Origin of the sequence: Methylobacterium sp. Leaf399, assembly GCF_001424525.1 — a bacterium.
Lineage (GTDB): Bacteria > Pseudomonadota > Alphaproteobacteria > Rhizobiales > Beijerinckiaceae > Methylobacterium.
In genome coordinates, this window is the sequence record NZ_LMQK01000012.1 from 259,798 (window position 1) to 273,234 (window position 13,437).

The following is a 13,437-nucleotide window of genomic DNA, read 5'->3' on the forward strand; positions in this document are numbered from 1 at the left end:
TGCGACACCCGTCGCAAATTGCGACGGGTGTCGCAGCTGGAGTCTGAACGGCGCGAGCGATGGAAGAATCCCCGTCCGTGACCGCGGAAACGCTGATGGCCGCACGGCGCTCGCTCGTCGGCGATCGTCGCCCGTCGGAACCGGTCCTGCGTTCGTGGCTGCGCTGTGCCGAAGCCGGGCTCGACAGCGCCGTGCGCCCTACCCTCGAGCCGATGCCCGACCATGCCTTGCGCCAGGTGGTGGAACGCAGTTTCGACCTGCGCCGGCTATGCCGGCCCGAGGTCGAGGCCCTGCATGCCGAGGCCCTCGCCGGCGGCGGGATCGTGGTCCTCGCCGATCCCGACGGAATCATCCTCGACAGTCTCGGCAGCACGGATTTCGCCGCCCGTGCGGTGCAGGTCGCCCTGCGCCCCGGCGTGCCGTGGTCGGAATCGTCCACGGGCACCAATGCCATCGGCGCGGCCCTGATCGAGCGCCAGGCCGTATCCGTGCACGGCGTGGAGCATTACTTCGAGGGCCACCGCATCCTGAGCTGCGCCGCCATGCCGATCCTCGGTCCGCGCGGCAACACTCTGGGCGTGCTCGACCTATCCGGACCGGCCTCGGCGCATCCCTCGCACGCCCTGGAGCTGCTGCGACGCGCCGTCGACGGCGTCGAGCATCGCGCCCTCACGACCGGGTTTCCCGGCTGCGAAATCCTGCGGCTGCATTCCGACCCGGCGCTCGTCGGCACGCCCCGCGAAGGCGTGCTGGTGTTCGACGACCGGCGCCTGGTGGCGGCCAACCGGCACGGGCTGAGTCTGCTCGGCCTCGACTGGGCCGGCCTCGACCACCTCGCCCTCGCCGCGCTGTTTCCCGACACCATCCGCCCCGGCGCCGGCGTGGCGATGCTGCGCGACCGGGCCGGGCGCGGATTCCACGCCCGGATCGACCGCGAGCCTCCGGCCACGCGAAGACTCTCGCGGCCGGATCTCCCGGCGGCGGCGACCGTGGTGCCCGAGCCCGACATCGCGCTGTCGCCGGAGACCCGCCGGGATCTCGCGCGGGCGGTGCGCCTCCTCGATGCCGGCGTCTCGGTCTTGATCCAGGGCGAGACCGGCACCGGCAAGGAGGTGTTCGCCCGTGCAGCCCACGCCGGTAGCCGCAGGGGGGCAAAGCCCTTCGTCGCGGTGAATTGCGCCGCCCTGCCCGAGAGCCTGATCGAGGCAGAATTGTTCGGCTACGAGGCGGGCGCCTTCACCGGCGCGCGCAAGGCCGGTTCCCGCGGCCTGTTGCGCGAAGCCGAGGGCGGCCTCGTCTTCCTCGACGAGATCGGCGACATGCCCCTCACCCTGCAGTCGCGCCTGCTGCGGGTGCTGCAGGAGCGGGAGGTGACGCCGGTCGGGGCGAGCCGGCCGATCCCCCTCGACGTGGCCGTGATCTGCGCGACCCACCGCCGGCTACCCGACCTCGTCGCGGCAGGTGCCTTCCGCGCCGACCTGTACTTCCGCATCGCCACCTATACCGTCGGCCTGCCGCCCCTGCGGGCCTATCCCGACCGCCCGGCCCTCGTGCGCCGGCTCTGGAGCAACCTGGGCGGCGACGTCGTCCTCGACGAGGGCTGCGAGGCGGCGCTCGCGGCCTGCGACTGGCCCGGCAACTTCCGCCAGCTCGTGGGTACCCTGCGCGCCCTGCGCGCCCTGGCGGACCCCGGAGAGACGCTGACCCGCGACGCCCTGCCCGCCGACCTGAAGCGACAGGCCGAAGCGCCTGCTCCCGCCGCTCCCGGGCAGCTCGACGGTATCGCCTTGGAGGCCATGCGCGCGGCCCTGGCGGCCTGTGGCGGCAACGTCTCGCAGGCCGCCCGTCGTCTCGGGATCAGCCGCAGCACGCTCTATCGGCGCTGCCTCTCGGCGAGCGGTGAGGCTGTCCCGAGGGGGTGAAGCGCGCGTGAGACCAGACGGTCCACGGACCGGCGGATCGCCTGGGGGCCGATGCGCGGTCGTTCTGAGGTGGCAAGGCCGGCTGGAGAAGACCGGAAAGCCGCAGCACGAGCCGAACCTCCTGTGCGCGGGCGCACCCGGCCGTGCAGGGCCGGGACATAGATGCATCCGTCAGGCGATCGACCGAATTGATGGATGGACCGGCGTGGCATCGCTTCGCCGGCGCATCGACCTTTTCGCCTCGAAGACCCGCCGCGCCAGGGGAAGACCCGCCGCGCAAGGATTGCCCCCAAAGGATCGCCCCCATCGTGACCGTCATCGCGGCCCGGCCCGAACGCGGGGCCTCGCTCCAGAGCGAACCTGTCGCGACGTCGCCCGAGATGCGGGCGATCGTCGAGGCATCCGCGCCCGAACGCACGCGGCCCGAGTGGAGGGGCCCGGGCTTCGGCGAATTCGTCGGCATCGTCGCGCTGATGATGGCGGTGACCGCGATCTCCATCGACAACCTGCTGCCGGCCTTTCCCGCCATGCAGTCGCACTTCGGCCTGTCAGACCCCAACCGGCTGCAACTCTTGATCTACGTCTACATGATCGGGTTCGGTGTGGCGCAACTGGCCTACGGGCCGCTCTCGGACACCTACGGGCGCCGGCCGATCCTCCTCGGGAGCCTGGTCATCTACGTGGCCGGCTGCGGCCTCGCCATGGTGGCGCCGACCTTCGAATGGCTGCTCGCCGCCCGCGTCGTCCAGGGTATCGGTGCGGCCGGGGGGCGGGTGCTCTCGACCGCCATCGTGCGCGACCGCTTCACGGGCCGCGAGATGGCCAGCGTGATGTCGCTGATCATGATGGTGTTCCTGATCGTGCCGATGATCGCCCCCGCCATCGGCGGCGCCATGCTCCTGCTCGGCTCGTGGCACTACGTCTTCGTCTCGATGCTGGCGCTGGCCGGCATCCTGGCGCTGTGGTTCTCGATGCGGATGCCCGAGACGCTGCATCCGCAGCACCGCCGCCCGTTCTCCCTGACCGCGGTGGTCGAGGCCGTGCGGCTGACCCTGCGTACCCGCGTCGCGGTGGGCTACGCCACGGCGCTCGGCCTGCTCACCGGCTGCATCATGGGCTACGTCGGCTCGGCCCAGCAGGTGTTCGACACCGGGCTCTATCACCTCGGCGGGCTGTTCCCCCTCGCCTTCGGGCTGGTGGCCGGCGCGATGGGAGCGGCGACGCTGGTCAATGCCCGCATCGTCAGGCGTCTGGGCATGCGCACCCTGTCGCATGCCGGCCTCGGCCTGTTCGTGGCCGTGGCCGTGGTCCAGGTGCTGCTCGGCCTCGCCTACCAGGGCAGGCCACCGCTCGGCCTGTTCCTGGCCGTCTTGAGCGCCAACCAGTTCCTCATCAGCTTCGCGATGCCGAACTTCAATGCGCTCGCGCTGCAGCCCCTCGGCGAGATCGCCGGCACCGCCTCGTCGGTCCTGGGGTTCTACACGACGCTGCTGGGTGCCATGTGCGGCTTCGTGATCGGCCAGGCCTTCGATGGCAGCGTCCTGCCGATCGGCATCGGTTATGCGGCGCTCGGCGGCCTCGCCCTGGCGGTGGTGGCCTGGACCGAACGCGGCCGGCTGTTTCGCGGGGGCGTCGCGGGCTGATCCTTAACGCGGTCTTCAAGGAAACCGTCGATCCTGCGGCCGCTCGAAAAATCCCGACGGAGACGCCACGTGACCGGTCGCAGCCACAACCTCCTGCTGCTCGCCTCGCGGCTGCTGCTCGCCGCCGCCCTGCTGCCGACCGGGGTGGCACGGGCCCTCAACGTCTCGGGTTTCGCCCTGACGCTGGCCGGGGCCGGGGTGCCGATGCCCAACGGCGTCGCCACGGCCGCCGTCGTCGTCCAGGTGTTCGGGCCGCTGGCGGTCGTCCTCGGCGTTCTGCCGGCGATCAGCGGCGTGGCGCTGGCGGCCTTCGCGGCGGCGATGGCGGTGCTCCTGCATCCGTTCTGGCAGTTCTCGGGCGCCAACTTCCTCACCGAACGCGCCCTGTTTCTGGCCGACCTCGGCCTCGCGGGCGGATTCCTCCTCTATGCCCTCGCCGGTCCGGGAGGCTGGAGCTGGCAGGGCTGGCGCCGTCGCGAGCCGGGCGAATCGCGTGCCGCCGCCCGGGCGGCGCCGGCCAAGGCCGCCGGGCGCGGAACCCGGGCGCCGTCGAGCGGCCGAAAGCCCGCGAGAGCCGCCGCCTGAGTCAGGCGCGGTCGCGAGCGGGACGCTGGCCCGAGACCTCGGATCCCGCATCCGCCGACAGGCGCCGGAACGATAGGAAAGAGGTCGCCGAGATCAGCGCGACCGTGACGAAGGCCGGCCAGAAGTCGGCCGCGGCGATGGCGGTGCGTCCGTCCCGTCCGGCCGCCGCCTCCAGGGCCAGCGCTCCGATGGAGACGCCGAGGCTCAGGGACAGCTGCTGGGCGACGCTGGCGAGACTGGTGGCCGCGCTCATGTCGCGGTTGTCGAGATCGGCGTAGGCCAGGGCGTTGACGCAGGTGAACTGCAGCGACCGCACGCAGCCGCCCACGAGAAGAACGGCGATGATGACGCCGTGCGGCGTCTGCGCCGTGAACAGCCCGTTCACCGCGAGGAAGGCCGAGGCCAGCATCGCGTTCACCAGCATGACCCGGCGAAAGCCGTAGGCCCGCAGGATACGCGGGCCGATGAGCTTGATCAGGAGCGCACCGGCCGCCGCCGCGAAGGTGAGCAGGCCCGATTGCAGGGCATCGAGGCCGAACCCGATCTGGAACAGAAGCGGCAGCAGGAACGGAATCGCCCCGGTGCCGATCCGGAACAGGCTGCCCCCGGTCACCGCCGCGCGGAAGGTCGGATGGCGCAGGAGGTCGAGGCGGATCACCGGATGGGCGACCCGGCGCGAATGGCGCAGGTAGAGCGCCAGCAGGACGACGCCGGCACCGAGGCAGCCCCAGGACACGCCCTCCGGCAAGAGGTGCCGGCCGCTCGAGGCGATGCCGAGCATCAGCGTGGCGAGGCCCAATCCCGAGAGCAGGAAACCGACGACGTCGAGGGGCGGACGCTCGGGCTCCTTCAGGTTCTCGAAGTAGAGGCTCGCGAGCACGATCCCGGCGATGCCGATCGGGATGTTGATGAAGAAGATCCAGCGCCAGTCGAGGCTCGTGGTGATGAGCCCGCCCAGCGGCGGCCCCATGATCGGGCCGATCAGCGCGGGGATGGTGAGGTAGGCGAGCGCGCTGACGAGTTCGTTCTTGGGCACGCTGCGCAGGATCACGAGGCGCCCCACCGGCACCATCATCGCCCCGCCGAGCCCTTGCAGGAACCGCGCGGCCACGAACTGGGACAGGGAGTTCGATGCGGCGCAGGCCAGCGAACCGACCATGAACACCAGGAGGGCCGCCCGGAAGATGGTGCGCGCGCCGTAGCGGTCGGCCATCCAGCCGCTGATCGGGATGAAGATCGCGAGACTGACGAGGTAGGCGGTGAGCGCCAGCTTCAGTGCGATCGGGTCCTCCCCGAGGCTCGCGGCGATAGCCGGCAGTGCCGTGGCGATCACCGTCGAATCGGTGTTCTCCATGAACAGGGCGGTGGCGACGACGAGGGGGACGATCTGGGAATTTCGCATCGGACGGAGGGAAGCGGCTTTCGCGGAGGCAGGGACGCCGGTGTCGCGGGATCGACGCCGGACGGGGGGATCTCCTAACGCAAAACGGAGCTTTCACGGTTGCCCTGGATGACCGCGGGCGATCGGACGTGCGGGGGCATGGCGTTGCCCGATGGACACAGCCGCGCGCTAGGAGGGCCGGGGTGGGGTCGGGTCACCTTCCCGCGCAAGCTTGGCGTGGATAGATTGTGGAAAGACGCGACGTGGCCGTCCGGTCGTTGCCCTGCGCCATGGCGCATTGCACCCGCTGACACCACGAAGCGACCTTGAGTCCGGCGAAAGTATGTGGATGTTGCGAAGGTTCGAAGGCCGTGGGCGATGGGCGAAGGCCGCGGCCGGTATCGGCGTGACGGCGCTCCTTGCCGGATGCGGCACCATCCTCCTCAACGAGACCGGATCGTTGACGCGCTACGACCGCCTCGAGGCGAGTTCGGAATCGACCACCCGCGCCAGGCTCTACGTCGACACCGCGGCGCTGGCCGAGGCCCGCACCGTCCGCATCATTCCCGCCGAGTTTCCCGTTTCCGTCGCGGGGCCGGACATCGACGACGTCGAACGCCGCCTGATCGCCAATGCCGCCGACCGGGCGCTCTGCTACGAGCTCTCGTTGCGCTACGACGTGGTCTCCACCCGGAAGGCCGACCTCACCGTGCGTGCGGTGGTCACGCGCTTTGCCAGCACCAACGTCCCGGCGGCCGGGACCACCATCGCCACCTCGGCGGGGATCAGCGTCGCCTCGCAGCTCGGCGTCGGTTTCGCAACGTCCGTGGGACGCGTGCCGATTCCGCGCATCCCGATCGGCCTGGGCAGCCTCACCGTGGAGGCCGAGGCGCTCGATCGGCGCAACCAGCAGCGCGCCGCCATGGTCTGGGGCGGGGCCGCCAACGCCTTCACCAACCAGGCCCGGTTCTCGCCCGCCAGCGACGCCTACGATCTGGCCGGCGAGTTCGGCCAGGACTTCGGCGGTTTCCTCGCCACCGGCGTCGATCCGTTCAAGGCGCCCTACGCGATCCCGAACCTCAACCGCATCCGCGTCACCGTGCTCGGCGAACGCCCGCTCGATCCCGATTGCGAGCGGTTCGGTCGTGCCCCGGGCATCGACGGCATCATCGGCGACTATCTCGGCCTACCGCCCGACTGGACCGACAAGGGCGCACGGCCCTTCGTCGATTGACGGTGATGCAGCGGTCGAAGCATGGGTGCCCTGCGAGGGCATCTTTCCTGTGCCGTCGCGACATTCGGAGCTTTGCGCCGCCGCAGGCGCCATGATATCGCCCCGTGCCAACTCATTCACGCCGACCCGCCTGCGCGGGGCGGCGTCGCTCACCCTTTTGGGAGTTGGTTCATGGCCCGCATCACAGCAGACTCGATCACCGAGGGCCTGACCTTCGACGACGTGCTTCTGCGCCCCGCCGCCTCATCGGTGATGCCGACGGAGGTCAGCGTCGCGTCCCGCCTGACGCGGGCGATCCACCTCAACCTGCCGATCCTGGCCTCGGCCATGGACACCGTCACCGAGGCGCCGATGGCCATCGCCATGGCCCAGAACGGCGGCATGGGCGTGATCCACCGCAACCTAGAGCCGCACGAGCAGGCCGAGCAGGTCCGCCTCGTCAAGAAATACGAGTCGGGCATGGTGCTCAACCCCATCACCATCCACCCCGACGAGACCCTAGCCGACGCCTTCTCCCTGATGAAGCGCAACCGCATCTCCGGCATCCCGGTGGTGGAGCGCGGCCCCAACGGCTCGCGCGGCAAACTCGTCGGCATCCTCACCAACCGCGACGTGCGCTTCGCCACCAACCCGTCCGAGACGGTGGCCGAGCTGATGACCCGCGACCGTCTCATCACGGTGCGCGAGGGGGTGAACCAGGACGAGGCCAAGCGCCTGCTCCACCAGTTCCGGATCGAGAAGCTGCTCGTCGTCGACGATCACTACCGCTGCATCGGCCTCATCACCGTCAAGGACATCGAGAAGCAGGTCGCCTACCCGGGCGCGGTCAAGGACGAGCAGGGCCGCCTGCGGGTGGCCGCCGCCACCACCACAGGCGACAACGGTTTCGAGCGGGCGGAACGCCTGATCGATGCCGGCTGCGACGTGATCGTGGTCGACACCGCACACGGCCACTCGATCAAGGTGCTCGACGCCGTGCGCCGGGTGAAGCAGCTCTCCAACACCGTGCAGATCGTGGCCGGCAACGTCGCCACCCGCGACGGGGCACAGGCGCTGATCGATGCAGGGGCCGACGCGATCAAGGTCGGCATCGGGCCGGGCTCGATCTGCACAACCCGCATCGTCGCCGGTGTCGGCGTGCCCCAGCTCACCGCCCTGATGGAGGCGGTGGAGGCCGCCGACCGCGCCGACGTGCCGGTGATCGCCGACGGTGGCATCAAATATTCCGGCGATCTCGCCAAGGCGATCGCGGCGGGCGCCTCCGTCGCCATGCTCGGCTCGCTGCTCGCCGGCACCGACGAGGCCCCGGGCGAGGTGTTCCTGCACCAGGGCCGCTCCTACAAGAGCTACCGCGGCATGGGATCGGTGGGCGCCATGGCGCGCGGTTCCGCCGATCGCTACTTCCAGGCCGAGGTCAGCGACACCCACAAGCTCGTGCCGGAGGGTATCGAGGGCCAGGTGCCCTACAAAGGCCCCGTGGCGGCGGTGCTGCACCAGCTCGCCGGCGGCCTGCGCGCCGCGATGGGCTATGTCGGCGCGCCGACGATCCCCGAGTTCCAGGACAAGGCCCAGTTCGTGCGCATCACCAACGCAGGCTTGCGCGAGAGCCACGTCCACGATGTGACGATCACCCGCGAGAGCCCGAACTATCCCGGACGGGCGTGATGCGGTCATGACCATCCAGGCCGTCCTCGCCCCCGTCTTCGTTCAGGTCGCGCTGATCTTCGCCCTGCTGCTGTGGATGGGGCGCGTCCGCTTCGCGGAGGTCAGGGCCGGCACGGTCGAGCCCGGAGACGTCGGTCTCGGCCAGCGCAACTGGCCGGCCCGTGCGCAGCAGGCCGCCAACGCGTTCTCGAACCAGTTCGAGCTCCCGGTGCTGTTCTTGGTGCTGGTGCCGCTCGCGATTCTCACGAAAAAGGCGGACCTCCTGTTCGTGGTGCTGTCGTGGGTGTTCGTGGCGACCCGAGTCGTTCATGCGGGCGTCTACATCACCACGAACCACATCCCTCACCGCTTCCGCGCCTATCTGGCGGGTTTCGTGGCGCTGGCGGCCATGTGGATCGTCTTCGCCGTCCGGATCGTCCTGGCGCCTGCCGGAATCTGAGCGCCCGGCCTGGAACACCGCGCGCCTTCTCCGATAAGGAGGGCCCAGTCAGGGTCTTGTCGGAAAGCCTCCCATGCGCGTGCTCGTTGTCGGCGCCGGTGCCACCGGTGGATATTTCGGAGCGCGCCTGGCCGAGGCGGGCCGCGACGTCACCTTCCTGGTCCGGCCGCGCCGAGCGGAAGTCCTGGCGGCCGACGGCCTCGTCGTGAAGAGCCCGGTGGGCGACATCCATATCCCGGCGCCCAAGACCGTCATCGCGGCCGACCTCGCCGCCGGGCGGGGCGACGGCTTCGACCTCGTCCTCCTGAGCTGCAAGGCCTACGATCTCGACGGCGCCATAGCCGACGTCGCGCCGGCGGTCGGAGAGGCCACCGCCGTGTTGCCGATCCTCAACGGCATGCGCCACCTCGACGCCCTCGACGCCGCATTCGGGCCGGGTCGCGTGCTCGGCGGTTCATGCGCCATCGTCTCGACCCTCGGACCGGCCGGCGAGATCCGGCAGATGAACGACCTCCATACCCTGACCTACGGCGAGCGCGACGGCTCTCGCACGCCGCGCATCCTGGCCGTCGAAGCCCTGATGGAGGGGGTGCGCTTCCAGCCGCGCCTGAGCGAGACCATCGTGCTGGAGATGTGGGAGAAATGGGTCTTCCTGGCCACGCTGGCCGGATCGACCTGCCTGATGCGCGCCACCATCGGCGATATCGTCGGTGCACCGGGCGGGCTCGCCTTCGTCAACGGGCTCTACGACGAGTGCATCGCCATCGCGTCCGCCGCCGGCCGGACCCCACGCGAGAAGCCCGTGCGCAGCGGGCGTGGCATCCTCACGGCGGAGGGCTCGGCCTTCACCGCCTCGATGCTGCGCGATATCGAGAACGGGGCCAGGATCGAGGCCGACCACATCGTCGGCGACCTGATCGCCCGGGCGGCAGATCCCGCCGCCTGCCCCCTCCTGGGGCAGGCCTATACCCATCTCAAGGCCTACGAGCGCCGCCGCGCGCGCGCGAAGGCCTGAGGCTCAGGAGCGGGGTCCGCGCGGTCCGCCGTATTCGAGCTGGGTCTTGGCGTCGTAGGGCTTGGCCGGAGGCGGGGTCAGGTCCGGCGGCGGCGCGCTGGCGCAGGCGGCGAGCGCGGCCAGGGCGAGGCTCGCGACGGTGAGTTTGACGACGGGCGGCAGGATGACGGACGGCATGGTGGCTTCGCAGCTCCGGATGGTCACAGGCAAAAACGGCCCCGCGTCCGATCGCGGTTCGCACCGGACACCAGGACGGCCTATGCTGGGCTTTGGGCGTAAGCGTGGCCGTATCGCGGCAGACGACGCCGTTTCGAGGATCGACCGCTGACCCCACCCGCCCGCCTGTCCGCCGCCATCGACATCCTGGCGGATATCGCCGACCGCCGCCGCCCCGCCGCCGACGCCCTCAAGGATTGGGGGCTCGGCCACCGTTTCGCCGGCTCCGGCGACCGGGCCGCCATAGCCAGCCTCGTCTACGACGCCCTGCGCCGGCGCGCCTCGGCCGCCTGGATCATGGGGGCGGACACTCCCCGCGCCGTCGTCGCCGGCATGCTGCGACTCCAGTACGGGCTCGCCGAACCGACCATCGCCGGCCTGTTCTCGGGCGAGCGGTTCGCCCCCCCTCCCCTGACGACGGACGAGCGCCGGGCCCTCACCGAGGGGTCGCTGGCCGAGGCCCCTCCGGCCATCGCCGGCGACGTGCCGGAGTGGGTGCTGCCGGCCCTCACGGACGTGTTCGGCGACGCCCTGCGCGACGAATTGCGGGCGCTCGGCCGACGTGCGCCACTCGATATCAGGATCAACACGCTTCAGCGCAGCCGCGAGGAGGCGCTGGCGGGTCTTTCGCATCTGGCCGCCCAGCCGACACCGCATGCCCCCCACGGCCTGCGCATCCCGCTGGGCGAGGACGGGCGCGGGCCGGCCCTCCACGTGGAGCCTGAGTTTCTCGACGGCTGGTACGAGATCCAGGACGAGGGCTCGCAGCTCGCCGGGCTCCTCTGTGGCGCCAGGGCCGGCGAGACGGTGGTCGATCTGTGTGCCGGCGGCGGCGGCAAGACCCTGGCGCTGGCCGCCGCCATGGGCAACGCCGGCCGGCTCATCGCCAGCGACGACGATCCCCGCAGGCTCGCCCCGATCCACGAGCGCCTGCGCCGCTCCGGCGCCGTCGCCGAGGTGAGGACGCCGCGCGCCGGGCGCGCCCGCGCCGACGTCCTCGGCGACCTCGACGGTGAGGTCGACCGCGTGCTCGTGGATGCGCCGTGCACCGGCTCGGGCACCTGGCGGCGCAATCCGGACGCCAAGTGGCGCGTCAGGCCCGGCGCCCTGGCCGCCCGCCTCCAGGACCAGGCCGGCGTCCTCGACCGGGCGGCGCGGCTGGTACGGCCGGGCGGGCGCATCACCTACGTGACCTGCTCGCTGTTCCCGGCCGAGAACGACGGCGCGGTCGCCGGCTTCCTCGGACGACACGACGACGCCTTCGCCGTCGTCCCCGCCGCCGACATCGCCGGGGACGCGCTTCGTCCTGCCGTCAGGCTGACGACTTTCGGGCTGCAGATGAGCCCGGGCCTGACGGGAACGGACGGCTTCTACGTCGCCACCCTCGAGCGGGTGCGCTGATGCGGGAGGTGCGGCGCGGAGACTCCCGGCCCCCCGAGCGTCCGCTCCCGTGCCTTTCATCCGCCCGTCCGACATCGCGCGAACCCGCATGAGACTCGCCCGTCGCGACGTCATCACCGGCCTGGCCGCGGCCTTGTCGACGACCCGGGAAGCGCAGGCTCAGGCGCCGTCCCCCGTCCCACCGCGATCCGGCGTCCTGGCCTCCCCCGGCGCCGACCTCGAGATCCTCGACCTCTGGCCCGGCCTAGCCCCCGGTGGCGGCGGCCCCATCGCCGCCGACGGACGCTTCGACGAGACCCGCGAGGGCGTGATCACCAACGTGACCCGCCCCTGCCTCCTGGTGATGCGGGCGGCCAGGCCCAACGGCGCGGCGATGCTGGTGGCCGCCGGCGGCGGCTACCGCCGCATCGACATCGGCAACGAAGGTGTTCCCGTGGCCAATTGGCTGGCCGCCTCCGGCGTCACCGCGTTCGTCCTGATCTACCGGCTGCCGGGCGAGGGCTGGGCGGCGGGGCCGGTCGCGCCGATCCAGGACGTGCAGCGGGCCCTGCGCTTCGTGCGGTCCGAGGCTTCCCGCTTTGCCGTCGACCCGCAGCGGATCGGCGTGCTCGGCTTCTCGGCGGGCGGCCACCTGATGGGAGAGGCCGCGGTCCGCTCGGCGGATGCCCTCTACGCCGCCGTGGATGCGCGGGACGACGTTTCGCCCCGGCCCGATCTGGCCGGCCTCATCTACCCGGTCATCACCCTGAGGCCGCCCTTCGACCGCACCTCGACGCGCCGCGTCCTCGTCGGCGAGTCCCCAACATTGGAAGAGGCTGCGGCGCATTCCGTCGACAGCCACGTGCGCGAGCGTGGTCCGCCGATCTTCCTGTCCCAATCGGCCGACGACCCGATCGCGGTCGTCGACAACTCCCTCGTGATGTTCTCGGCCCTGCGCCGCGCCCTCGTCCCCGTCGAACTGCACCTGTTCGAACGGGGCGGCCACGGCTACGGCCTCGGCGTGCCGGGCTCGCCGGCGGCGGCCTGGCCGGGGCTGTTCCTCACCTGGATGCGCCGACGCGGATTCTTACGCGCGTGAGGATGTGGAATCGCGCGACACAGGCCGCCGACGCCCCCTGCCGCACGCGTTACGCCCATGTCGAGGAGACCCGATGGACCCGCAGACAGGCATCGTGATGCTGGGGGCCGCCGCCGGCGGCTTCGTCCAGGGCCTGTCGGGAACCTCGTTCGGGCTCGTGACGATGGCGGTCTGGGCGTGGTCCCTCGATCCGGTGCTGACCGGGCCCCTGGTGGTGTTCGGCTCGCTGATCGGCCAGCTCCTCTCGCTCGGGGCGATCCGGCGGAGTCTCGATCCGAAGCGCCTCCTGCCCTTCGTGGCGGGCGGCATCCTCGGCGTCCCCATCGGCGTCGCCCTGTTGCAGGTGGTCGACCCGCGCCATTTCAAGCTCGCCATCGGCATCCTCCTGGCGGTCTGGTGCCCGATCATGCTGTTTGCGCGGGACCTGCCCCGCATCGCCTGGGGCGGTCGCATCGCGGACAGTGCGGTGGGTGTCGTCGGCGGCATCATGGGTGGCCTCGGCGGCCTCACCGGGCCGGCTCCGACGCTCTGGGCGACCCTGCGCGGTTGGGACCGCGACACGCAGCGCGGTGTCTTCCAGGGGTTCAACCTGGTGATGCACGCCGTCACCCTGACGACCTACGTCGCGGTCGATGCCGTGCCGGCCGAGGCCTTCGCGCTGTTCCCGGCCGTCGCCCTCGCCGTCCTGTGTCCCGCCCTCGTGGGTGCCCGGCTCTACCGCCGCTTCAGCGAGGAGACCTTTCGCACCGTGATCCTGTCGCTCCTGACCGCCTCGGGCTTCGTTCTGATCGCGACGACCCTCCCGACGTTGCGATAAGGGGCTATGCAGACGAGCGGACAACGAAGACCATGGCGCCA

At 71.1% G+C, this 13,437-nt stretch carries 12 protein-coding genes; 10 read left to right on the forward strand and 2 right to left on the reverse strand.

The window, feature by feature from the left end; all coding sequences use genetic code 11:
• Positions 1–95 precede the first annotated feature (95 nt).
• From ASG40_RS09275 to ASG40_RS09285, 3 genes are all read left to right on the forward strand, one after another.
• The gene (locus ASG40_RS09275) at positions 96–1,922 is read left to right on the forward strand and encodes a sigma-54-dependent Fis family transcriptional regulator (protein WP_244480578.1); all 1,827 of its coding nucleotides are present in this window, start codon (positions 96–98) and stop codon (positions 1,920–1,922) included.
• Positions 1,923–2,230: 308 nt separating this feature from the next.
• Complete coding sequence (locus ASG40_RS09280) at positions 2,231–3,565, forward strand: multidrug effflux MFS transporter (protein ID WP_244480579.1); 1,335 nt, start codon at positions 2,231–2,233, stop codon at positions 3,563–3,565.
• Between the two features lie 69 nt (positions 3,566–3,634).
• Positions 3,635–4,150, forward strand: a complete 516-nt coding sequence (locus tag ASG40_RS09285; RefSeq protein ID WP_055884029.1) for a DoxX family protein — start codon at positions 3,635–3,637, stop codon at positions 4,148–4,150.
• A gap of 1 nt (position 4,151) precedes the next feature.
• Here ASG40_RS09285 and ASG40_RS09290 read toward each other — a convergent pair whose 3' ends face one another.
• On the reverse strand, positions 4,152–5,552 hold the full coding sequence (locus ASG40_RS09290; RefSeq protein ID WP_055884032.1) for a DHA2 family efflux MFS transporter permease subunit: 1,401 nt from the start codon (positions 5,550–5,552) through the stop codon (positions 4,152–4,154).
• Positions 5,553–5,880: 328 nt separating this feature from the next.
• Between ASG40_RS09290 and ASG40_RS09295 the strand changes: the two genes are divergently transcribed.
• The 4 genes from ASG40_RS09295 (at position 5,881) to panE (ending at position 9,884) form a co-directional block, all read left to right on the forward strand.
• Entirely contained in the window at positions 5,881–6,765 is an 885-nt protein-coding gene (locus tag ASG40_RS09295) for a DUF3313 domain-containing protein (RefSeq protein ID WP_055884716.1), read from the forward strand.
• 171 nt (positions 6,766–6,936) lie between these two features.
• The gene (gene guaB, locus ASG40_RS09300) at positions 6,937–8,430 is read left to right on the forward strand and encodes an IMP dehydrogenase (protein WP_055884036.1); all 1,494 of its coding nucleotides are present in this window, start codon (positions 6,937–6,939) and stop codon (positions 8,428–8,430) included.
• Between the two features lie 7 nt (positions 8,431–8,437).
• Positions 8,438–8,869: an MAPEG family protein gene (locus tag ASG40_RS09305; protein ID WP_055884040.1), complete on the forward strand. Its 432-nt coding sequence runs from the start codon at positions 8,438–8,440 to the stop codon at positions 8,867–8,869.
• A 73-nt stretch (positions 8,870–8,942) separates the two neighbouring features.
• A complete protein-coding gene (gene panE / locus ASG40_RS09310; protein WP_055884043.1) occupies positions 8,943–9,884 on the forward strand; it encodes a 2-dehydropantoate 2-reductase in 942 nt (313 codons plus the stop codon).
• Positions 9,885–9,887: 3 nt separating this feature from the next.
• Here panE and ASG40_RS21670 read toward each other — a convergent pair whose 3' ends face one another.
• Positions 9,888–10,061: a hypothetical protein gene (locus ASG40_RS21670; RefSeq protein ID WP_165700237.1), complete on the reverse strand. Its 174-nt coding sequence runs from the start codon at positions 10,059–10,061 to the stop codon at positions 9,888–9,890.
• A gap of 147 nt (positions 10,062–10,208) precedes the next feature.
• Here ASG40_RS21670 and ASG40_RS09320 point away from each other — a divergent pair, with 147 nt between their 5' ends.
• From ASG40_RS09320 to ASG40_RS09330, 3 genes are all read left to right on the forward strand, one after another.
• Positions 10,209–11,501, forward strand: coding sequence for an RsmB/NOP family class I SAM-dependent RNA methyltransferase (locus tag ASG40_RS09320; protein WP_055884049.1), 1,293 nt, complete (start codon positions 10,209–10,211; stop codon positions 11,499–11,501).
• Between the two features lie 88 nt (positions 11,502–11,589).
• A complete protein-coding gene (locus tag ASG40_RS09325; protein ID WP_055884053.1) occupies positions 11,590–12,579 on the forward strand; it encodes an alpha/beta hydrolase in 990 nt (329 codons plus the stop codon).
• A gap of 73 nt (positions 12,580–12,652) precedes the next feature.
• Positions 12,653–13,396 carry a sulfite exporter TauE/SafE family protein gene (locus ASG40_RS09330; protein WP_055884056.1) on the forward strand — a complete coding sequence of 248 codons (744 nt, stop codon included), beginning with the start codon at positions 12,653–12,655 and terminating at the stop codon, positions 13,394–13,396.
• Positions 13,397–13,437: the final 41 nt, after the last annotated feature.

Bases quoted from the DNA above. Each gene is read 5' to 3' on its own strand.
- ASG40_RS09275 (WP_244480578.1), top strand. From the start codon at position 96: ATGGCCGCACGGCGCTCGCTCGTCGGCGATCGTCGCCCGTCGGAACCG.
- ASG40_RS09290 (WP_055884032.1), bottom strand. From the start codon at position 5,552: ATGCGAAATTCCCAGATCGTCCCCCTCGTCGTCGCCACCGCCCTGTTC.
- ASG40_RS09295 (WP_055884716.1), top strand. From the start codon at position 5,881: ATGTTGCGAAGGTTCGAAGGCCGTGGGCGATGGGCGAAGGCCGCGGCC.
- guaB (WP_055884036.1), top strand. From the start codon at position 6,937: ATGGCCCGCATCACAGCAGACTCGATCACCGAGGGCCTGACCTTCGAC.
- ASG40_RS09305 (WP_055884040.1), top strand. From the start codon at position 8,438: ATGACCATCCAGGCCGTCCTCGCCCCCGTCTTCGTTCAGGTCGCGCTG.
- panE (WP_055884043.1), top strand. From the start codon at position 8,943: ATGCGCGTGCTCGTTGTCGGCGCCGGTGCCACCGGTGGATATTTCGGA.
- ASG40_RS21670 (WP_165700237.1), bottom strand. From the start codon at position 10,061: ATGCCGTCCGTCATCCTGCCGCCCGTCGTCAAACTCACCGTCGCGAGC.
- ASG40_RS09325 (WP_055884053.1), top strand. From the start codon at position 11,590: ATGAGACTCGCCCGTCGCGACGTCATCACCGGCCTGGCCGCGGCCTTG.
- ASG40_RS09330 (WP_055884056.1), top strand. From the start codon at position 12,653: ATGGACCCGCAGACAGGCATCGTGATGCTGGGGGCCGCCGCCGGCGGC.